Source organism: Fodinibius roseus, assembly GCF_900129315.1.
Classification (GTDB): Bacteria; Bacteroidota; Rhodothermia; order Balneolales; family Balneolaceae; genus Fodinibius; species Fodinibius roseus.
The window spans coordinates 319802-340544 of the sequence record NZ_FQUS01000001.1; the positions used below are offsets into that span (position 1 = coordinate 319802).

Here is a 20743-nt window from a genome sequence, read left to right on the forward strand (position 1 = left end):
CGTATTTCTCCTTGCTGCCGCTACTTCTATATGGCGAATCGGATGCGGGAAAATTGTTGCGTAGGATATGGCCCCGCGGAGCCGAAAGGCTGTCAGCTATTCCTGAAAAAGTCGATATCGCTGTCATCGCGCAGCATGGAGGGTAATTTTCCCTGGGCTTTTTCCTTGTCTTTTTGGTGGAGCCAGGTATTAATCTGTTGCTGGCTGATCGTCAAAACTTTGGGTGCTCCCATCGTTTCACTTTCTCTCCGAATAGCATAGTGACGATTTTCCTGCTGAAGAGCGGCATCCAGTTTTTTGGCAAAACGACGCAGCGTATCGCTGTGAAGGGATTCGGAGGTCTGTATAAACCAGTAATGACGGGGCAGCTGGCGGGAGGAAGGCATCTGTGCACCCACCGTAAAATTACCGACCGTGATGGAGAGCTCTTCAGCGGTCTTATGCAGGGTCTCGGCCGCTTCATAGGCATAGAGGGCTTCCCCGAAATCATCGAGCATCTCGCTGACGCGCCCCCGTACTTTGATGCGGGGAGGCCTCGTATCCTGAAACTCCACAATATCATTCAGGGCGTAGCGCCAGAGCCCGGCATTAGTCGTTACCAGGACAGCGTAAGGAATGCTCGTTTGAACTTCCCAGAGAGGGATGGCTTGCTGGGCGGACATAGTCTCCTGACCGGCATGGGGATGGGGAATAAATTCGTAAAAAATCCCGTTGTCGAAAATGAGCTTGAGATCTCTTTTTTGCAGATCATCGCTGAAAGCGATATAGCCTTCTGAGGCGCCATAGGTTTCTATGAAATCGACCTCTCTGCTGCCAAGCAGGCTTTGGATGTGGGGACGATAATTATCGAGTTTGACGCCGCCGCATATAAGCAGTTTAAGGTTCGGCCAGATTTCCGCGATACTTTTCTTCCCGGTTTGTTCAAGCAGGCGCTGAAAAATGGTTAATACCCAGTTGGGAGCGGCTGTCATAACCCGCACGTCAGTATCTGTAGCCTGGCCCAGTATGCGTTCGATTTTTTTCCTGAAAGGAAGATTGACTAACTCATCGGTGTTGAAAAACTGCAGGGGGGTCAGCCAGAAAGGAGCGTGTTGAGCGGAGAAGGCACTGATCTCCCCAATGTCAAAATGCTCTTTTTTTTCCAAAAACCCCGGCAGGCTTATGTGTGTACCGATAATATCCAGAAAATTCGGGCGCTGCTGCAGGTAGCTGACCGCAATTTTACGCATAAAGCGGCGGTCGGATTTCAGCCGATGATCCGACAGGGGAAGGTGTTTGCCTTCTCCCGATGTCCCGGCAGAGACCGCAAATTGATCGATCCTGCCCGGCCAAAAGATATCGGATGCCCCCTTTTTCATTTGCCCGATCCCCCCGGCAATATCTTTATAAAAGGAAATGGGCACCTGCTTACGGAAGACCTCGTAGCAGCTGATCCGTCCAAAATGATGCTCTCGGCCAAAGGTTGTTTCCCTGGCTTTGTCAATGAGTTGGGTGAGTAATTTTTGCTGTGTTTCTTCGGTATCCAACGGAAAGAAGTTAAGCTTCTAATTGGCAGATGGCCGGGGTAAAGGAGAAATTATTAAAGACAATCTGTCCCTGCGACACGGATTAATAAAAAAGCCCCGAAACCGGGGCTCTGAACTTTAGCAGCATGACAATACGTTATCGCTCTTCAACAGGCACCCAGTCAAGATCCTTTTTGCCCGTATAAAGTGCACGGGGACGAACAAGGCGGTTGTTCTCTGCTTGTTCGATATAATGGCCGGTCCATCCGGAAACGCGACTCATAGCAAAAATACAGGTATAAAGGTCAGGTTTGATTCCCATGGAGTAGTAAACCGTAGCGGAAAAGAAATCTACATTGGGATCGATTCCTTTTTCATCTTTCATCGTTTTCAAAATGGCTTCCGACCACTCAAAAAGTGTTTCGTGTCCCGTCTCTTTAGAAAGCTGCTTCGACATACCGCGCAAAATGCGGGCCCGCGGGTCCATTGTTTTATAGACGCGGTGACCAAAGCCCATAACTTTTTCTTTGTCAGCCAGCCGCTCTTTGATGTACCCGACCGGATCTGCGTCCTTTTCCTCAATGTCGAGCAGCATCTTCATTACGGCCTGGTTAGCCCCGCCGTGCAGGGGACCCTTTAGCGCGCCAATGGCACCGGTGATGGATGAATACATATCAGACTCCGTAGAGCAGATCGTGCGATTTGTAAAGGTTGATGCGTTCATTCCGTGCTCTGCGTGGAGAATCAGGCAGAGATCCATGGTTTTTTCAGCCTGTTCCCCGGGCTCTTCCCCGTTTAGCATATACAAAAAGTTAAAAGCGGTGCTTTGCTCGGAGAGGGGGGATATGACCTCTTTCCCGTTACGGATGCGGTCGAAAGCCGCTATGATCGTTGGCATCTTCGAGGTAATCGAAATGGCTTTGTTTATGCGATATTCTTTACTGGTATCGGCTTCAACTTTATGGAAATCCGAGAGCATGGAAACAGCCGTACGAAGCACAGACATCGGTTCGGCATTGCTTGAGGTATTTTTCAAATAATCTAATACCGTATCCGGAAGTTTTCGTTTGTTTTGCAGTCTTGCATTCAATTCATCGAGTTCCGGCTTCGTGGGTAACCGGTCATTCCACAACAGAAAACAAACTTCTTCAAATGTGGCATTTTCAGCCAGGGTGTCAATAGTATAGCCTGCGTAAATAAGTTTACCCTGTTGTCCATCTATAAAACTTTTTGTTGAAGAAAAGGCGACGATGCCTGCCAAACCTTTATTAATATGCGGATATTTACTTAAATCAAGATCTTTCGTTAAGCTCTCAGCCATTCTGTACTCCGGAATTTTAAGATTGGATATAAACTTTAAATTTGGGTCAAATATAATGTTTGCTGATCAGAAAATCAGGTTTTTGATTCACTTATATTCAGCAGGACAGAGATAATTTAATTTCGTAACGCAGAATAAATTATCAGCGTTTACCGGAATACAACGTTTAACACTTCTGAAACAACAAGCTCTGGGGAAAAAGACGTTACTGCCGCTTTGCTTCCTCCCAATAGCGATCCATTTCCTCAAGGGGGGTGTCCGCTATATTCCTGTTATTTTTATCCAGCTGTTCTTCTATATATTGAAACCTTCGGATGAATTTTTTATTAGTCGTGCGAAGGCTGTCTTCAGCGGAGATATCATAGTTGCGGGCGACATTGACAAGCGAAAAGAGGAGATCTCCGAATTCATCCTGTTGTTTTTTCGTGTTCTGCTCGCTGAGCGTTTCCTTGAATTCCTGAAGCTCCTCTTCCAATTTTTCCCAAACCTGTGCTTTTTCCGGCCAGTCGAAGCCCACATTCGAAGCTTTTTCCTGCATTCGCTGAGCCCGAATCAACGCCGGAAGCTGTCTGGGAATACCTTCCAGAATGGACTTTTTCCCTTCCTGCAATTTAATGTTTTCCCAGTTTTCGGCAACCTGTTTGTCATCAGCAGCGTCAACATCGCTAAAGACATGCGGGTGACGGCGGATAAGCTTCTGTTGCAGGGTATATATCACATCTCCGATAGTAAAATGCTCTTTTTCATCCGCCATAATACAATGAAATACAACATGTAATAGTACATCACCTAATTCTTTTTTTAACTCATTGAAGTCCCTTTTGTCAATGGCTTCAATCGTTTCATACGCCTCCTCAATGAGGTGATCCTTAAGACTTTCGTGCGTTTGTTTACGGTCCCATGGACATTCTTTGCGAAGGATGTTAACAAGTTCCACCAGGTCGTTGAATTTTTTTGTGGGCTTCATTACGAGGTAAAAATTTCGATTATTAAAATGTTTGCTTGTGTCTTAACAGAAGGTACGTAAATGTGGTCACTTTTGACACGGAGATTGCCGGTCCCTGAAGGAAAAGAGCTATTTGTAAAGCGCTTTTTAATCCGTCAGGATGAATGATTTGTCCCGGAATAACCGGGTAAATACTCGGGGGCAAACTTTTGCATAACCTGATAAAAGCTATAAAGCGGAAAGCCCACTACGTTGTTGTAATCTCCCTGGATATGCTTGACGAATATCGCACCATAATCATCCTGAATGCCGTACCCGCCGGCCTTGTCCATCGGACTCCCGCTCTCAACATATTGTTTTATGTCACGGATGTTAAGGTTGCCAAAAGTGACTTTCGTTTCTTCAGAAAATGTATGAGCCTGGCTGTTATCATCGGTTGCTTTTTTATATAGTGATACACCGGTATAAACAGAATGCGTATTTCCACTTAACTGCATGAGCATTCTTTGGGCCTGCTCTTTGGTTGACGGTTTTTCCAGGATCTTGTCCCGATATGCGACAATGGTATCAGCCCCTATGATCAGGGCCTCGGTATAGTGACGGGCTACGGCTATCGCTTTGCGCCGGGCTAAAACCTCAACGACCTCAGCAGCAGAGAGGGCTGAGGGGTAATGTTCGTCCACCGCACTTTTCTGTACCTGAAATGGTATATTGATTTGTTCAAGCAGTTTTTTGCGACGAGGGCTTCCGGAAGCAAGAATAACCGTTTCCAAAAATGGATAAATTTAGTTGTAAATTTTTTGTTAGTTTATATAACAGAAAGGATGGGAAAGAATAATCCATCTCTTTCGTTGTAAGGATAGCATAAATTTTTAAATTTATTATCTTAAATTCATGGTATCAAGAAATCGCAGCAGAGGCCGTAAGAAGAAGCCGATGATCTTTAGTGCCTGGAACTATAAAATTCTTGCAGTGGGATTATTATTGGTGATTGTGGGTTTTTCTGCCATGTATATAGAAAATGAAGTAAAAGGATTCATCTCTTTGTACCTGTCGCCGGTTATTATTATGACCGGCTATGTTTCTGTGATTGTGGCCATATTGAAGCATGACCGGGACTCATCAGCTGTACCAGACGAATCTTGACAGCTGCGATACCCGTGGATCGTAAGTTCAATGTTGTTTTTACGTTTATAGCTGTTCTCCTGTTTATGGTCGATATGGGGAATCCTGTCTATTACTGGGGGATAATCGGTGGATTGTTTTTATCTTTCCTGTTTTCGCTGGCTGCTTTTCTACTGCAGCGTCTGTCCCTGGATGGTATGTTTGCGGCTATGGTAGCCGGTACCCTCATATTCGGACTGGGCGGATGGCCCATGGCTGCGATCATTCTTTTATTTTTTATCAGCAGTGCTGTTATTTCAACACCCCAGGATGAGGGCAGACCACCCCGTGAGGACTCGGGAGACGTCCGTCGCAGTGGTATACAGGTATGGGCGAATGGCTTTTGGATGGTTGTATCCTTAGTGATGACCGCTGTATTCGATAGCAGCGTCTTCCTTCTGGGAGGCGTGACGGCGGTGGCCGTGGCTACAGCCGATACCTGGGCCACGGAACTTCGAAGCAGAAAAGAGGGAGCTACCCGCCTTATTACAACGTTTGAGCAGGTTTCATCCGGAGCAGACGGGGGTATCAGTCTGAAAGGGACGGCGTGGGCTTCAGCAGGCAGCATGCTCATAGCAGCGGCTTCCACTTATTTTTTTTCACTTACTTTTGGGAGCTTCTTTATTATTTTTACAGCAGGATTTTTGGGATGTGTGCTCGATTCTTACCTTGGAGCGATATTTCAGCGCGATAACCGGCCGATAGTGATCCCGCTTATTCAAAAGGAGATTACATTCGATAACAACCTGGTCAATGCTGTTTCCACGGGTGCGGGTGCATTTCTGGCCATAATATTAAGGATTTCCACTATATGAAAAAATGGTATAAGCGACTGCACTGGCAAATTATTTTCGGGTTGATACTGGGACTTGTATGGGGACTTATTGCAAGTGTTGCCGGGTTTTCGGCCTTTACGGTTGATTATGTGAAGCCGTTCGGCACCATTTTTATTAATTTGCTTAAGCTTATTGCGGTACCGCTGGTATTAGCCTCTCTTATCGTCGGGGTCACGAGCCTAAATGATATGGCCAAACTCTCTCGTATGGGCGGCAAAACCGTTGGCATTTATATTGTTACCACTGTATGTGCCATAATCATAGGACTCACAGTCGTTAATGTTATACAGCCCGGGGATTTCCTTCCCGCTGAAACACAGCAGGACCTGATGAGCAGTTACCAGGGAAATCTCGAAGGTTCCCAACAAACAGCACAGGAGGTCCTGGAGCGATCGCCGTTGAGCTTCTTTGTGGATATTGTGCCCGAAAATCTTTTTGCCGCTGCTTCCGATAACAGTAAAATGCTCCAGGTTGTTTTTGTAGCTATCCTGTTGGGTATCGGTATCATTCAGGTACCGGCGGAAAAGGGGCGGCCACTCATCGATTTTTTTGACGCCTTCAATGATGTGATTATCAAAATAGTGGATCTGATTATGCTGTTGGCTCCTTACGGGGTTTTTGCCCTGATGGCGGGTGTTATCGTGGATCTGGCCGGGGATGATCTCGGTCAGGCACTCAATCTGCTGGGTGCCCTGGGCTGGTACAGCGCAGCTGTCTTGGCCGGGCTGCTACTGCATGTTTTGGTCGTTTATTCCAGCTTATTCAAAATGTTCAGCAACATGAAGCTGACAGACTTCTTCCGAGCTATCCGGCCGGCGATACTGCTGGGATTCAGTACCAGCTCAAGCGCTGCAACCCTGCCCGTAACCATGGAACGGGTGGAAAATAATCTGGGAGTGGATGAGGAGGTGGCAAGTTTTGTACTACCCATCGGAGCAACGATTAACATGGATGGAACGAGCCTATACCAGGCGGTAGCTGCCGTTTTTATAGCCCAGGCATTGGGACTTGACCTGTCGATAGCACAGCAGCTGACCATCGTTCTTACGGCTACTCTTGCATCCATAGGTTCTGCGGGAGTACCGGGCGCTGGTATTATCATGCTGGTAATTGTTTTACAGGCTATTCAGGTTCCGGTTGAGGGTATTGCACTTATTTTGGGAGTCGATCGCATCCTGGATATGTGCCGTACCGCAGTCAATATTACCGGGGATGCTGCGGTATCGGTGGCTGTAGCTCACAGTGAGGAACTGCTGGGCGAGATGCATCTTGAGGATGATTAGATGAAACGCTGGCTGGATGGGATCTGACGAGGCGTGCCTGTTTTTTAAAAGCTATGATTTGATACTGCTTCGAAGAGGAATCCCCTGCAGCCCGTTCATTTGGAATAAGGGGCTTGCTGTAAGTCAAAACGTGTTAGAGGCCGATCCTGACTACGCAACTGCTGACGCTATGCGACTTGTGAGGAGGGCTATCGGATATCTTTACTCAGCAGAAAAAATATTGATCGGTCAGGGAGACAGGACGGGCAAAAATGAACAAGAATTTTTTGATAATTTTTTGCTGTTTATTTTGATTAACATCAAAAAAAGTATTAAATATAAAAATACGTGTGGGGTGTAATGTAATTTTATTTATGGGCAAAACGCTACTGTGCTTTCTTACTAAAAATATATTCGTTTGGGGACTCCTTTTGGGGGTCGCAGGGAGTGCTGCAGCACAGTCGGCCGGAGATATTGCTTTTGTGGGCATTAACAGCAACAGCAGTGAATTTGCTATTGTTGCCTTTGCTGATCTGTCGCCCCATACGACTATTTTTTTTACAGATTCTAAGTGGGACGGTAGTGTTTTTGAAACGGGGGACATTCGCTGGGAGACCGGCAATACTCTTATCAGTGCCGGGACGATTGTCACTTTTCATAATACCGACACCGAGGAAGCCTCTGTTAGTATAGGCAGATTGAGCGGGAACGGACTAAAGTGGTCCCCCTCGAATACCACTTTTTTTTCATACCGGGTCCCGGACCTGCAATCTGTGCCCACCTTACTTGCAGCAATCTCCAACCGGAAAAGTTCGTATAGTCAGATTAATCTCAAGGTGGGGGAAGAAGCAATTGTACTGAATAGTCCGACTATGCGGGCGGTTTACCAGGGCATGCGAGAGGGCAGGAGCAGAGGGGAATACCTGCAGCTGATTGGAGATACGGAACGAAACTGGGAACAGCCAGCGGATGAGCCGGCAGAATATTCCATGGATGTCACCCCGTTTACTCTCCGGAAACCAACTGAAAGTACTTCCTCGGAGTCTTCTTCTTTTGTGATTCCGATAGAAGGAGAGGGGGGGTGGAAAGGCCTTTCATCTCCAACAAAAAACACCTCTTTTGAGCATCTGTTGGGTAACCTGCGGATCCGGGGCATCGCCGGGGCTGGTGATCCCGGTGGTGAAGCAACTATTTTCTCCTGGAAGGAGCAGAATGGAGGTTCTTTTATAAGTCCGGAGAGCGTTACCGATTATTTGGAGCCGGGCCGAGGCTATTTTGCATATCTGCCGGAAGATGATGAGCCGGGTGCGGAGGGAATACAGGGAGGGCTTCCCAAAACATTAACGGTGGATGAGTCCCTTCACGATCAAATTGTAGGTATTCGGGTTACTGCCACAGATGCCGATCAAAGCGGTAGTATTGATGGGATGGAAGGATTTAATTTACTGGGAAATCCCTTCGACATGAAGATTTCGGTCGGGGCGTTAAAAGAAGACCTTAGAGAAGTTCACACATCTATAAATAATTATATCTATGTTTGGAATCCTGAGATGGGCGGCGGTAATGGAGGATTTGATCGTTTAAATAATAATGATGTTATCGATCCCATGCAGCCTTTTTGGGTTCGTTACATGGATGAAGGAGTAAGGGGAATGCTTCGTCTTGACCGCAATAGCCTGGGTACAGAGGACGAAAGGGAATTCCATCGCTCGTTGCCTGATCCCCTGGGAAGTTTTGAGCTGAGGCTGGGTACCGATGCGTGGTATGACAGCTATCGTATTGAGCTCAGGGAAGAGGGGAAAGTGGAAGAAGACAAGCTGGACGGCTATAAGCTTTTCTCATTGAAGTCGGGCTCTATAAATCTTTACAGCCCCGTGGGCAGCGGAAACAGGCTGGCCAAAAATGTACTGCCCCGCCGATTGGAACAGGAGATTCAGATTCCCCTCTTGTTTTCGGCAGCTGAGAAACGCCGTCTTTCGTTCAGCTGGGAGCGACCCGATGAGTTGCCCAGGGAATGGGAGTTAATGCTCAGGGACCGAAAACAAAACAGGGAAATAAACTTAAGGAGATCAGACAGCTATGATTTTGAATTGGAGCAACCGGAGACCGCAATTAAAGAGGCTTCGATTCCCTCGGAACAAGCCTTGCTGAACACCTCGGAAAAGGCTACAAGCAGCGAAAGATTCTACCTGACTATTCGTCCCCCCGACAGTAAGGAAGAAACTGCGGCCGAAGAGGAGGAGCTGCCGAAGTCGATCAGGCTAAAACCGAACTACCCGAACCCATTTTCCAATACGACCACTATTCCGTATGAACTGGATGAGCCCACGGAAGTAACGCTCACGGTTTGGAATATGATTGGCCAAAAGGTAGCTGTATTAATAGATGGTGAACTCAAAAGTGCCGGTTCTCATGATGGAGATCCGGATATAAACTGGAATGCAACCAGCATGCCCAGCGGGATGTATATCGCCCGTCTGGAAGCCGGAGGAGAGGTCTTTACTCGAAAAATGACCTTGATTAAATAAGGAGAAGTCTGCCATATTGATTTTTTTAAAATTGATAGTTTATATAACCTTCAGCAGAAATTTTAAATGATTTTTAGATTCGGTTAGTTTCCTATATTTTATCGAATCATTTCACGGCTAAAGCTGTTATAAGGTTTAGTTTAACCCAAAATAAACGGAGTATTTCTTTTAATACAAATGCAATATAAAAATATACAGGGATTAGACGTTCCCGAAATAGGTCTCGGTACCTATAAACTCCATGATAGAGAATGCGAAAGAGTTTTACGGACAGCACTTGACATCGGATATCGCCATATTGATACTGCTCAGATGTATAAGAACGAGCGGGAAATAGGGAAGGCGCTCAGTGTTTCCAATATTCCTCGCGAAGACATTTTCCTTACAACTAAAATATGGCATACCAATCTCGACGCTGACGATGTTCTGCAATCGACAGAGCAGAGTCTTCGAAATATGGATACTCCGTATGTTGACCTGCTGCTCATACACTGGCCGAATGATCAGTATGATTTACGCGCTACCATAGAATCGATGTTGGTATTACGCGATCAGGGCAAGGCCATGAATATCGGGGTAAGCAATTTTCCGTTGCCTCTGCTGCGGAAGGTCAATGACGAGATTCGTGCCCCTATTTTTTGTGATCAGGTGGAATTTCACCCTTTTATCGACCAGTTAGACTTGCTCGATTATGCTATTGAGAACGACATCATGCTCACAGCTTATGCTCCGTTGGCCAAAGGGAAAGTCAATGAAAATGAGGCGTTATGGGAAATCGCCCGGAACTATGATAAGACAGCGGCCCAGGTGGCCCTTCGCTGGCTGATTGAACAAGAGAATGTAGTGGCTATTCCCAAAGCGTCCAGTGAAGAACATCTCAGAAATAATTTCGATATTTTTGATTTCTATCTTGAAGATGAGGACTTTGAACGCATCGACCAGCTCGACAAAAATCTGCGGCTGGTAAATCCCAGCTTTGCCCCGGATTGGGAATAAAGTGAAGCTTACAATTGGCCGAAAAATACGGTTTTGCAAGACTCTCTGTTAATGAGCATGCGTGTTCAACGTCAGCATACTTTTAATGGTCAAAAAAATGAGTTTCACATCCATAACAAAGGATCGCTTGTTAATATATTTGAGGTCACACTTAAGACGTTCACGCATATCTTCAATATTAAGGGTGCCTCCGCGCAGACCTGAGGCCTGTGCCAAGCCGGTCAGCCCGGGCTTAACTGAAAAACGTTTATAAAAGTCAGGAAACATCGTATTCCAATAGGAATTTTCGCGAATAGGGTAGGGACGCGGACCAACAAGACTCATGTCTCCTTTGAGAACGTTAATAAATTGAGGTATTTCATCCAGATTGGTCTTCCTGAGGAATCGTCCAAAAGCAAAAATCCGGCTGTCATTCTTTTGGGTGATATCAGGATTTTTTACAGACTTCTCATCCTTGTTGCAATGCATGGTTCGGAATTTATAGCAATTGAAGACCCTTCCGTCGTAGCCGGAGCGTTCCTGTTTGAAAATAACCGGGCCATTGGATGAGAGTTTGATACCCAGAGCAATGAACGGGTACAGCACCATAAGAATAAAGGTACCAACCATTCCAGACAACAGGTCAAGCGCTTGTTTCCATATCAGCTTTTCGTGGTAAATCCGCGCATAATCTATTGAGATGGAATTAATCTCTAAGTTCAATGCACTTTCTGAGGTCGGAAGTGATACGCTCCTCATTCTCACTTTTCTATTTCCGGAAATATGTTTTTGGGCGGTAGTACTCATAAATGAATGATTAATTTTTACGTTAATCTTGATAACATCGGATTGCAGTGTTTCCCTGAGTAGGAAAAAGCAACCTGTTTTATTACTAATAAATGCAATATCTGTACCGTCTTCGGCGAGATGGTTAGCCAAAAAAATGAACGAATGAGATGGGGATTTAAAAGGGATACAGGCCTATTTTTCGGGTTTGTTTCGAACAATAGTGAACAGAAGAAGGGGAAGACGTGTCCTATATTATACACACTGTATAAGAAATAGGACAAGGAAAAGAGGGGAAATAAAAAGAATATTGCTGGCTGTCTTATTTGATTAATCGGAAAAGTCGTCGTGAAATAGCATCTTCTTCTGTCAGGTAGTGATATGATATTCCCAAAAAGAGCCAGGTCGGGAGATAGGTATATTCTGTAACGGCTATCATCATGGTGACGATAATAATAGATAGGGCCGCTTTTAATGCAAACTCTTTGGATGTTTTACCCAGTGCAAGGATAGGAAAGGTAAATACAAGTAAAAATATAGCCAATCCTATGATACCGTTGTTTACCAGTATGGTCGAGAAGAAATCCGTCGAACGGATGTAGCCGAAGCCGAGGCCAAATATTTTGAGGGGAAAAGGGGCCTCCCACCAGAAGGCTAAGGAATCCAGCATATTTGAGAGCCGAACACTGCCTGAAATGGAAGCTCCTGTAAGTTTTTTTAAAACCAGCTCATTAAAAACAGAATAAACGGTTTCAAATTTGATGATGACAACAGCCAGCAGGACCGCCGCCGAAGTTGCAAGGTATTTCCAATCGATTTTCCGGCCGAGAATAAGAATGACGATATAGGTGACAATACCCAGAATGGCCGTGGTGGAGGTGGAAAAAAAGAGGGCCAATGTTAGGATGCCTGCGATTATATATCGTTGTTTATGGATAGCATAAACCCAGTAAGGCAAGACGGTAAATGCAAACATCGAAGCTTCGCCCGTAAGACTTTTCATCCGTAAAAGTGAGATGCCTCCCATTTTGAAAACCTGGGTGGAGCTGCCAAAATATCTTTCATTAAAAAAACGGTTAGACAGGAAATCACCTGATGTGCCGGTCGCCCAATAGTAGAAAACTTCATAAAACCCATAGGCTACCAGCATCAGAATACCTGCAAAGATATAGGGATCCCATGACGGGCGATACCATTTATACACGAATAAGAAAGTTAACAGGCAGGCCGTTAAATAGAGCGTTTGAGTGAAAAGAGTGGGACGCAGGACAAATTTTTGTGTGAACGACAGAGGGTCTACCAGGGGCAGGGAAGACAAATCCATATCTCCATAAAGAGAAAGGAAAAATTGACTGCAAACATTAAGGGTGATATACCCAACGGCAATAAGAAAGGCTATCGTAAGGTATTGCTTTATTTCCTTAGTGCGGGCGGCGTATAGCATCAACGGAACTGTCAGAAAGGCCATTATATAAGCGGGAGTCGTTCCCTGTATCGAAGGAAAAACAAGGACGGAGGTAACCGGCAAAACGAGCGCCCAGCACTTGAAGAAGCGGTCTATGAACGTACGGCCTGCCAGGGCATGGCGATATTTGGCGACAAAATCGTTCATGCGACGCCGGAAGAATTGGAAGTTGTCAGATCCAGAAGCTGCTGGGTAATGGACCGCCAGGAATGCTTGTCAGCGCTATCTCTTGCCAGGGCAGCAAGCTTATCTTTATGATCCAGGCAATACATGATTTGTTCGTGGAAATGTTGGGAGTCTTTTGCAAAGGTAATAAAATGTTCATTTCTGTTTTTAAGTTCCCGCAATGGAGTGCTTACCACAGGCAAGCCGGATATGCCGTACTCATATATTTTCATAGGCGACCGGGCGTGATTGGCCTCGGTCAACGTAAGGGGGAGAATGCCTACCTCCGCATGTTGCATATATGCTGGTATCTGCGCATAAGGTTTGGGGCCCAATATCGTGATGTTTTCAATGTCGTCCGGGATATTCTTTTTGCCCTGTGGGCCTACGATCATATAATGAAAATCGGGGCTTTGCCGGGCTGTTTCAATCAACAAATGATGATCAAAGCGCTGATCGAGACTACCTACATACAAAATAATGGGAGCTGAAACCCCGGTATATTCCTCCGGCTTTTGATGGCGGCCGGTGAAATGGGATGCTTCCACACCGTTGCGCAGTATGGAAGCCTCCACCCCATACCGTTCCCGGAAGAGCTGTTGCAGGGGGCCGGATGTTACGAGTACACGGTCGGCGAAATCACATATTTTCTGTTCAAGCATTTGGATCGACTGTTTTCCTGGTCCCCCCGACATGCCGCTGTAATCGTCGGTTGCCCGGTAGATCCAGCTTTGAGCATTGATGAACTTACGCATGAAAAATAAACCGGCTTTGTCCTGTATGACCAGATCGGCCTTGTCAAATCCAAGCGCTTTAATTTTTTTATCGATTCGGTTGAAGGTAAACCACTGGTTCATCGGTATCTCCGGGCGGTCAAATACTCCCTTGTTAAAGGGGGTAAGTACAAAAGGAGTTATATTCGTGACTTTATCTGAATCCCGGAGGGGCGTAAGAGTATGCATGCGGCTTTGGATGACGTTGCGATAATCACTGTCGCCGAGCATCGGAATATTGATAAAATGGAAGAGGGACAGTGGAGACGGGATATACAGTACGTCGTGCCCCAGATCGGCCAGGTGGTTTGACAAGTGATAGCTGCCAACCTTGAATAGATAATTACGCGGGGTATGACTTAAAAAAACAATCTTCATAATAGGAATAATGGATAACCGGAAAAGGGCTGATAAAAGTTATCAGGTATCAAAGGTAACCAAATTATAACTTCGAGGTATAGTACCTGAAAAATCCTTTGGCCCAACCTAAAGAAAGAACCATTTTTTGCAGGTAATGGATGCCCCACAGAGGCAGGAGGTAATCATACATTTGCTCTTTACCCCTTCTCCGTATTTTCTCTTTAAGTTTCCCGGTTCCGGGGGGAACAAATTGATACAGCATGAGCAAAATTAATTTCAGGGGATGCATGTCATTATCGAGCCATACCTTCGGCTGGCCCGTTCCCACCCGGAACACTTTTTTTAGAAGAGGCTTGAACTTGCGTGCGGGATAACGCACCTCGGCCTCAGGCTCATAGACAAGATTAAATCCTGCTTTGGTTGCTTTTTTGGTCCAATACAGGTCCATACCCGAACGATGGTTCTCCGGGAAGGCACCTATCGTATTTAATACCTTTCTTTTGAAAAAAAGATTGCCACCAGCACAGGACTGTCCCCGTTTTATCAGATCTTCCATATCTACAAACAGCAAAGAGTCGTACCATTCGCCCAGTGTTTCATCTTCAGAAAAGGTAAATGAAACCTGTCCCCCTGCCAGGTCTACCCCGGGATGCTGCAGTTGTTTGACACCGCTTTCGAGCCAGTGAGGAAGGGGCACACAGTTCACATCCAGGAGTACCAGGAGTTCTCCATTGGCATACTGTATTCCTTTGTTTCGGGCGGCATACGGATTTTGGACGTCTGTCCGCTCCAGGAGTATGACCTCCTTAAAAGATCGGACCTTCTGCAGGGTTTCATCCGTTGATCCGTTGTCAACTATGATCACCTCATATTTCTCCCGGGGATAACGTTGCCGCAGAACGGCTTTGAGGAAGGTAAAAATCTGTTTTTCTGCATTAAGCACCGGGGTTATAATCGAAATGATAGGCCGCTCCATACGAATTAGTGAATCGGAAAGCTGGTGAATATTTGAATGTGAGTACGAAAGCACATAAATAAGATAATTTATGAGAACAGGAGCGATAGCGATTGTCAAATTCTGCGGATAAAAGACTTCTCAACTGGCTAAGAGCCTCTCGGACGTAACCAAATCTGCTGCGAGTCCGTCGAATGGGGCCGGATTCAGAGGTTTTTTTCGTCGACAGGCCCACTATTCGCCTCAAAAGATCCCAAAATGTGACTCGGATCGTCTGATTTTCCCGCCTCCCCTAAGTCTGAAAGACTGCTATGCCGACGACTTTCCCCTGGCCAGGATGAACGAAGCTGTTATCCAGCTGACAGCAACAAAAAAACCAAGTATTACGCTGAGAAATACGATTAGTGTTCGCTTGGGCTCCACTTGTTTGCCGGGCACGGTAATATCATCTAATAGGCGAAAGGAGGGTGATTGTTCCTGAATATTTAACTCCATCCGCTTTAATTGCCGGGTCAGCGTATTGTAATGATCCAGGCTGACTTCATAGTTGCTTTGCAGTTCCATACTCTTATCTAACGGCTGGCTGTCGGTGCTGTTGAATGCCATGAGCTCCCGGCGGGCCTCTTCAAGCTCTTTTCCTGATTGACGTTGCTGCTCCTGAAGAAAATCCCTGTACCGGCGGGCTTTGGCCGTTTTATAGCTGCCGGCTTCCTCATGGAGTGTTTCCAAAGTAAGCTTTACCACTTTGGCCGCAAGCTCGGATTCAGGCATGGTAGCTGAAACGTCCACGATGCCTGTCTGCCGCTGATATCCTGCCGTTATACGTTCGGAAAGCTCATTTATAACTTTTCTCTCATCGGCACTTAACTCAAGGATGGGGACATCCACGCGCGATTGCTTTTCGCTTCGGACTGATCCGGTCGAACTGAGCGCATCTCCATTATCATCACCACTATCAATACCAATACCGCGACCTGCCGTTGTCGTATCCGGGACTGCGGGTTCCGTGAAGGAGTGATATATAGTGTGTAGAAAGGTAGGCTGGTGCATTTCCGTGAAATACTGATATAGGGTGACAGAAGTATCCTGTCTGGAATACTCAAACGACTTGTGCATAAGCTTTTGCTTAAAATCAATGCTGTTGATCATATGGGGATATAATTGCAGCAGATAGGCGGGCGTCCTGTTTTCACGTACGCTTCCGGTCATGCCAAATAATAGTCCAAAACTTTCAATAACCTCATTGACCCTGTCCTGGAGCTCATACTCCGGAATAATGGAGGCGCTCGAGGTGTACTCCTCGGTGCTGGTAAAGGCAAAAAACAGTCCCACAGCTAAAAAAGCACACACACACCAGTAAACTACCGTTCTTCTGTTCCAGTAATAGCGGAATAATTCACGAACGTCAAGCCTTTTATATTCCTCCTCGTCCTGGGATTTGGAAACAGGTATAAGACGATAGTATTGCTCACTTTCCGGGGAGTCGGGGCTGTTATGGCCGGTTGATGAATCCAGTGCGAAATTCAGTTTTAGTGGTTAAAGATTCAATACGTATGCAATTTAACTTACTATGGACCTTTTTACAAAACGATCTGAGTGTCCAACGAACTACAAAATCCGGAACTTAAGTTGCAAAAACTTGATATACCTGTGGTAACTGTTTTTTAACGCATATGTGATATGTTAGTTTCATAATATTTGTATGTTCCCGTTTAACCATAAAGATGCCGGGTCATTTTTTTGAAAGCGTTTTCCATCTCCCTGAATCCCTATTCTCCGGGATATATGTACTGGATTGTATTCGAAATGCTGTGTGTAATCACATATAAAAATAAAAAATTCCTCCATGGAGAAAGAGGGTGGGGGACTAACCGAATTTTATCCTGATTTATGTCATAGCTGTTCAACGGTCAAAGCCGTTGAGAAACACCAATTGAATTCTTATGCTTCCCAATTTTATTATCATAGGAGCCATGAAGTGCGGAACCTCGAGTTTATACCATTATTTGCAGTTGCATCCGGAGGTCGGGATGTCGGAGATTAAGGAAGTTGATTATTTTGTGGCGGAAAACAATTATGAACGGGGAGTTTCATGGTATGAATCCCAGTTTCAAGGAGAGTTTAAAAAATATGGAGAAGCATCTCCCAATTATTCCAAAGCGCATTATTTCAAGGGGGTTCCGCACCGTATGCATGAGCTGCTTCCCGATGTCAAATTAATATATCTTGTACGCGATCCCATCGAGCGTATCATTTCTCATTATACCCATAATTACAGCGAGGGACGCGAGCATCGCAGCATTAAGGAAGTATTACAAAATTTACAGAACAACCACTACCTGATGTGCAGCAAATACTATTGGCAGCTGGACCAGTACCTAAGCTGTTATCCGGCCGACCAAATTCTTGTTATGCCTTCCTATATTTTGAAGGATGAACGGCGCCGTGCACTGGAGCGTATTTTTGGATTCATTGGGGTAGATAAGGCGTTTTATAGCCCGTCATACGGAGAACAGAAACATGAAACCAGCCAAAAAAGGCGAAAAGGACGCTTAAGCCGCTTTATGTTAGAAAGTCCGGTCATTAAAACACTCAAGCAGTATATACCCGATAGTATCAAAGATCCGGTCAAACAGCTGACTCGTCCCCCGGTGACCAAGCCTACCCTGCCGGCTGCGTTGCGCAATGAGCTGGCGGAATATCTTCGCCCGGATATTGATCAATTACGAACATTCAGCGGATACTCGTTTGAAAGATGGGATATTTAATGAGAGCGTTGCAAAACTTCTCTTTTGGCCTATACCGGCGTTATCAACCGCTTGAAATTCTCACAGATACGTTATACTGCGACTGCAACCCGCTCTGGCCCTGACCTTGAACAACCCCCTGGTTTTTCAAAGCCCTCTTGATATGTTTTCATGTCTTGTTGGCTGATAAAATCTTATAGCAGGATTTAAATATCTACTTTGTAGTCAACAAAATTACGATCTTCAATAACTGAATTGATGAATTTGACCGCTTTCTTATGATGTTCGTTGCGCGTATACATGGTATAATCGAGCTCTGTTTCGAAGTCAGAAATGAGGACCACGTCATAGGGCTTCCCTGCTTCATTGTCGTCCTCGGATATATTAATACCCACCTCTACATTTTTAATTTCTTCGATATTAATCTTTAATCCCTCCAGAATCAGTTTCATTTTTTCAGCGTTTTTCTCCTTGGAGGCTCCTTCGGCTTCATCTTTTAACTTCCACATTACTACGTGTCGAATCATAATATTCTTTCTCCTACTATGTGTGCTTTATTAATGGAATACTGTTTGTTATTGAAAAAGTGGCTGAATTCGGTTCTCGGTTGTGTGCCGGGCAGGCTAAGGCTGAATCGAGATTACAGGACGATCAATTGATAAATGTAGTTTTCTTTTCATAGGACAGATCATCTATTCAGAACGAATGCACATATAAAGCTAATACAACCAAAACGTCGTGTCTCCTGTCTATAACATCTTTCCTGTTTATAATTAATAAAAAATTATGAAAAAAACTAAGCCGCTTTCGTCATGACAGATTAGAACACTTTTAAATTAGCAGTTTTCGGTTGAATTGCAAGAAAAAAAGTCTCACGAACCATATTTTGGAAACGATTGGCGTCGAGTTAGCCTTTACATAATTAGGAAATCAAAAGATAGCTAAAAAATATTATTTATGAGTAAGCCACTGAACGTAACGCAAAAGTTAATTAAAAGTCATCTCGTCGATGGCGAGATGAAGCCGGGTGAAGAGATCGGCCTCAGGATTGACCAGACGCTTACCCAGGATGCCACAGGGACCATGGTCATGCTGGAGTTGGAAGCCATGGAGCTGGAAGAAGCTCAAACTGAATTATCCTGCCAGTATGTGGACCATAATCTGATACAGACGGATTACAAGAATCCGGATGACCACGTGTTTTTGAAGTCAGCTGCCGAACATTTTGGAATGTGGTTCAGCCGGCCGGGCAACGGGGTAAGTCACCCAATTGAAACCGAGCGGTTTGCCATCCCGGGTAAAACGCTGGCCGGATCCGACAGTCATACTCCTGCATCCGGATGTATGGGGATGCTGGCCATTGGTGCCGGCGGTCTTGATGTAGCTTTTGCGATTGCCGGAGAACCGATGTATATGAAGATGCCGAAAGTTCTGGGGGTCGAACTGAAAGGAGAACTTTCCGACTGGGTAAGTGCCAAAGATGTCGTGCTTGAAATGCTTCGCCGCTATGATGTGGACGGAGCGACCGGCTATGTTATTGAATATTTCGGCGAAGGGTTAAAAAATCTCTCGACGATGGATCGCCACGTTTTAGCCAACATGGGAACGGAGATGGGAGCAACAAGTACGGTATTTCCGGCTGACGGTGAAGTGCGCCGTTTCATGGAATCCCAGCACCGGGGGGACGAATTTGTGGAATTGGTTGCTGACGAAGGGGCGGAGTATGACAAGTATGAAGAGCTCATCCTCGATGATGTGGAGCCGTTGATTGCACTTCCCAGCAGTCCGGGCAATGTGGTGCCGGTCCGCGAGGTAGAAGGAGAGGATATATACCAGTCGTATGTAGGATCTTCGGCCAACCCGGGCTACCGTGATTTTTGGATTGCCGCTGAGATTGTGAGGGATAAAATGGTTGATGATAATGTTTCCTTCGATATCAACCCGACATCACGGCAGATTATCGAAAATATGGTCAAAAATAACGTAATGTTTAACCTGGTTCAGTCCGGCGCCCGTATACATCAGGCCGGCTGTAACGGCTGTATCGGAATGGGGCAGGCCCCTGCATCGGGACAAAACAGCCTGCGCACGGTGCCGCGTAATTTCCCCGACCGGTCGGGAACGCCCGAGGACTCGGTATTTCTTGTCAGTCCGGAAACAGCGGCCGCTTCTGCGTTGACGGGCAAAATTACAGATCCGCGTGATCTTGAAGATCTCTACAACATGAGGTATCCGGTTTTTGAGCATCCCGATGAGCTGTTCATAAACACCGAAATGCTCACCGAGCCCAAACCCAAAGGGAAACGGGGCGAAATCAAGAAAGGGCCGAATATTTCAACCATGCCAGACTTTGATCCGCTTGAAGATTTTGAAGTGCCCGTCCTGCTTAAGATGGGCGATGATATCTCCACCGATGAAATTCTTCGCGCCGGAGCTGAAGTACTGCCATTTCGAAGTAATATCCCGGAAATCAGCAAATTTACGCTCGATGTCGTAGATAAGAATTTTCACGACCGGGCTATGCAAGCCAAAGGCGAGCACGGGGGACACGTGGTCGTTGCCGGTGAAAACTACGCACAGGGTTCCAGCCGTGAGCATGCTGCCATAGCACCGCGTTATCTGGGACAGCGTGCGGTAATTGCCAAGAGCTATGCCCGTATCGGCTGGCAAAATCTAATCAACTTCGGTATTCCGCCGCTCGAATTTGAACATGATGCGGACTATGAAGATATCGATCAGGGGGATGTCCTGACGGTGAATGATATCCGTGGTGCTATTAAAAATGGCAATGAGGTGGTTATTCACAATAAGACGAAGGGGAATAAATACACGGTAAAACACACCTTTAGCGACCGGCAGAAAGAAGCGGTTCTCCATGGCGGCGTTATCAATCGCTTTAAGGCCCGGAAAAAGAACGGCAGCGGTTAGTTCCGGGAACAGCAGCAGATATGAAAC

18 protein-coding genes are annotated in these 20743 nt (G+C 45.8%); 8 read left to right on the forward strand and 10 right to left on the reverse strand.

The window, feature by feature from the left end:
- Window positions 1-92: 92 nt before the first annotated feature.
- From BUB16_RS01310 to BUB16_RS01325, 4 genes are all read right to left on the reverse strand, one after another.
- Entirely contained in the window at window positions 93-1526 is a 1434-nt protein-coding gene (locus BUB16_RS01310; protein ID WP_073059004.1) for a GH3 family acyl-acid amido synthetase, read from the reverse strand.
- A gap of 136 nt (window positions 1527-1662) precedes the next feature.
- Window positions 1663-2826 carry a citrate synthase gene (locus BUB16_RS01315; RefSeq protein WP_073059005.1) on the reverse strand — a complete coding sequence of 388 codons (1164 nt, stop codon included), beginning with the start codon at window positions 2824-2826 and terminating at the stop codon, window positions 1663-1665.
- Between the two features lie 205 nt (window positions 2827-3031).
- On the reverse strand, window positions 3032-3793 hold the full coding sequence (gene mazG / locus BUB16_RS01320; protein ID WP_073059006.1) for a nucleoside triphosphate pyrophosphohydrolase: 762 nt from the start codon (window positions 3791-3793) through the stop codon (window positions 3032-3034).
- Between the two features lie 134 nt (window positions 3794-3927).
- Window positions 3928-4545, reverse strand: coding sequence for a Maf family protein (locus BUB16_RS01325; protein ID WP_073059007.1), 618 nt, complete (start codon window positions 4543-4545; stop codon window positions 3928-3930).
- 121 nt (window positions 4546-4666) lie between these two features.
- Here BUB16_RS01325 and BUB16_RS01330 point away from each other — a divergent pair, with 121 nt between their 5' ends.
- From BUB16_RS01330 to BUB16_RS01355, 6 genes are all read left to right on the forward strand, one after another.
- Window positions 4667-4918 carry a DUF3098 domain-containing protein gene (locus tag BUB16_RS01330; RefSeq protein ID WP_211483045.1) on the forward strand — a complete coding sequence of 84 codons (252 nt, stop codon included), beginning with the start codon at window positions 4667-4669 and terminating at the stop codon, window positions 4916-4918.
- Window positions 4915-5751 (forward strand): DUF92 domain-containing protein, encoded by an 837-nt coding sequence (locus tag BUB16_RS01335; RefSeq protein ID WP_073059009.1) that lies wholly within the window; start codon window positions 4915-4917, stop codon window positions 5749-5751. The genes BUB16_RS01330 and BUB16_RS01335 overlap by 4 nt, the downstream gene beginning before the upstream one ends.
- Window positions 5748-7055 (forward strand): dicarboxylate/amino acid:cation symporter, encoded by a 1308-nt coding sequence (locus BUB16_RS01340; protein ID WP_073059010.1) that lies wholly within the window; start codon window positions 5748-5750, stop codon window positions 7053-7055. The genes BUB16_RS01335 and BUB16_RS01340 overlap by 4 nt, the downstream gene beginning before the upstream one ends.
- A gap of 16 nt (window positions 7056-7071) precedes the next feature.
- Window positions 7072-7395 (forward strand): hypothetical protein, encoded by a 324-nt coding sequence (locus BUB16_RS01345; RefSeq protein WP_073059011.1) that lies wholly within the window; start codon window positions 7072-7074, stop codon window positions 7393-7395.
- A 13-nt stretch (window positions 7396-7408) separates the two neighbouring features.
- Window positions 7409-9562, forward strand: a complete 2154-nt coding sequence (locus BUB16_RS01350; RefSeq protein WP_073059012.1) for a T9SS type A sorting domain-containing protein — start codon at window positions 7409-7411, stop codon at window positions 9560-9562.
- 177 nt (window positions 9563-9739) lie between these two features.
- Window positions 9740-10558, forward strand: a complete 819-nt coding sequence (locus BUB16_RS01355; RefSeq protein WP_073059013.1) for an aldo/keto reductase — start codon at window positions 9740-9742, stop codon at window positions 10556-10558.
- Between the two features lie 48 nt (window positions 10559-10606).
- Here BUB16_RS01355 and BUB16_RS01360 read toward each other — a convergent pair whose 3' ends face one another.
- The 5 genes from BUB16_RS01360 to BUB16_RS01380 all read right to left on the reverse strand — a co-directional run bounded on the left by BUB16_RS01360 (window position 10607) and on the right by BUB16_RS01380 (window position 16568).
- Entirely contained in the window at window positions 10607-11476 is an 870-nt protein-coding gene (locus tag BUB16_RS01360; RefSeq protein WP_139240140.1) for a sugar transferase, read from the reverse strand.
- A gap of 169 nt (window positions 11477-11645) precedes the next feature.
- Window positions 11646-12935 (reverse strand): hypothetical protein, encoded by a 1290-nt coding sequence (locus BUB16_RS01365; protein ID WP_073059015.1) that lies wholly within the window; start codon window positions 12933-12935, stop codon window positions 11646-11648.
- Window positions 12932-14104: a glycosyltransferase gene (locus BUB16_RS01370; protein WP_073059016.1), complete on the reverse strand. Its 1173-nt coding sequence runs from the start codon at window positions 14102-14104 to the stop codon at window positions 12932-12934. Before BUB16_RS01370 ends, BUB16_RS01365 begins: the two co-directional genes overlap by 4 nt.
- Before the next feature lie 64 nt (window positions 14105-14168).
- A complete protein-coding gene (locus BUB16_RS01375; RefSeq protein WP_170864237.1) occupies window positions 14169-15116 on the reverse strand; it encodes a glycosyltransferase family 2 protein in 948 nt (315 codons plus the stop codon).
- 234 nt (window positions 15117-15350) lie between these two features.
- Window positions 15351-16568: a GNVR domain-containing protein gene (locus BUB16_RS01380; RefSeq protein ID WP_350354126.1), complete on the reverse strand. Its 1218-nt coding sequence runs from the start codon at window positions 16566-16568 to the stop codon at window positions 15351-15353.
- Window positions 16569-16984: 416 nt separating this feature from the next.
- Between BUB16_RS01380 and BUB16_RS01385 the strand changes: the two genes are divergently transcribed.
- Window positions 16985-17809 (forward strand): sulfotransferase domain-containing protein, encoded by an 825-nt coding sequence (locus BUB16_RS01385; RefSeq protein ID WP_073059019.1) that lies wholly within the window; start codon window positions 16985-16987, stop codon window positions 17807-17809.
- 185 nt (window positions 17810-17994) lie between these two features.
- Here BUB16_RS01385 and BUB16_RS01390 read toward each other — a convergent pair whose 3' ends face one another.
- Complete coding sequence (locus BUB16_RS01390) at window positions 17995-18315, reverse strand: Dabb family protein (protein ID WP_073059020.1); 321 nt, start codon at window positions 18313-18315, stop codon at window positions 17995-17997.
- 430 nt (window positions 18316-18745) lie between these two features.
- Between BUB16_RS01390 and BUB16_RS01395 the strand changes: the two genes are divergently transcribed.
- The gene (locus BUB16_RS01395; protein ID WP_073059021.1) at window positions 18746-20716 is read left to right on the forward strand and encodes an aconitate hydratase; all 1971 of its coding nucleotides are present in this window, start codon (window positions 18746-18748) and stop codon (window positions 20714-20716) included.
- Window positions 20717-20743 lie beyond the last annotated feature (27 nt).

What these genes read in the sequence shown, in the direction of transcription:
- BUB16_RS01365 (WP_073059015.1), bottom strand. Translation starts at nt 12,935, where the DNA reads ATGAACGATTTTGTCGCCAAATATCGCCATGCCCTGGCAGGCCGTACG.
- BUB16_RS01395 (WP_073059021.1), top strand. Translation starts at nt 18,746, where the DNA reads ATGAGTAAGCCACTGAACGTAACGCAAAAGTTAATTAAAAGTCATCTC.
- BUB16_RS01315 (WP_073059005.1), bottom strand. Translation starts at nt 2,826, where the DNA reads ATGGCTGAGAGCTTAACGAAAGATCTTGATTTAAGTAAATATCCGCAT.
- BUB16_RS01355 (WP_073059013.1), top strand. Translation starts at nt 9,740, where the DNA reads ATGCAATATAAAAATATACAGGGATTAGACGTTCCCGAAATAGGTCTC.
- BUB16_RS01390 (WP_073059020.1), bottom strand. Translation starts at nt 18,315, where the DNA reads ATGATTCGACACGTAGTAATGTGGAAGTTAAAAGATGAAGCCGAAGGA.
- BUB16_RS01330 (WP_211483045.1), top strand. Translation starts at nt 4,667, where the DNA reads ATGGTATCAAGAAATCGCAGCAGAGGCCGTAAGAAGAAGCCGATGATC.
- BUB16_RS01370 (WP_073059016.1), bottom strand. Translation starts at nt 14,104, where the DNA reads ATGAAGATTGTTTTTTTAAGTCATACCCCGCGTAATTATCTATTCAAG.
- BUB16_RS01345 (WP_073059011.1), top strand. Translation starts at nt 7,072, where the DNA reads ATGGGATCTGACGAGGCGTGCCTGTTTTTTAAAAGCTATGATTTGATA.
- mazG (WP_073059006.1), bottom strand. Translation starts at nt 3,793, where the DNA reads ATGAAGCCCACAAAAAAATTCAACGACCTGGTGGAACTTGTTAACATC.
- BUB16_RS01350 (WP_073059012.1), top strand. Translation starts at nt 7,409, where the DNA reads ATGGGCAAAACGCTACTGTGCTTTCTTACTAAAAATATATTCGTTTGG.
- BUB16_RS01385 (WP_073059019.1), top strand. Translation starts at nt 16,985, where the DNA reads ATGCTTCCCAATTTTATTATCATAGGAGCCATGAAGTGCGGAACCTCG.
- BUB16_RS01340 (WP_073059010.1), top strand. Translation starts at nt 5,748, where the DNA reads ATGAAAAAATGGTATAAGCGACTGCACTGGCAAATTATTTTCGGGTTG.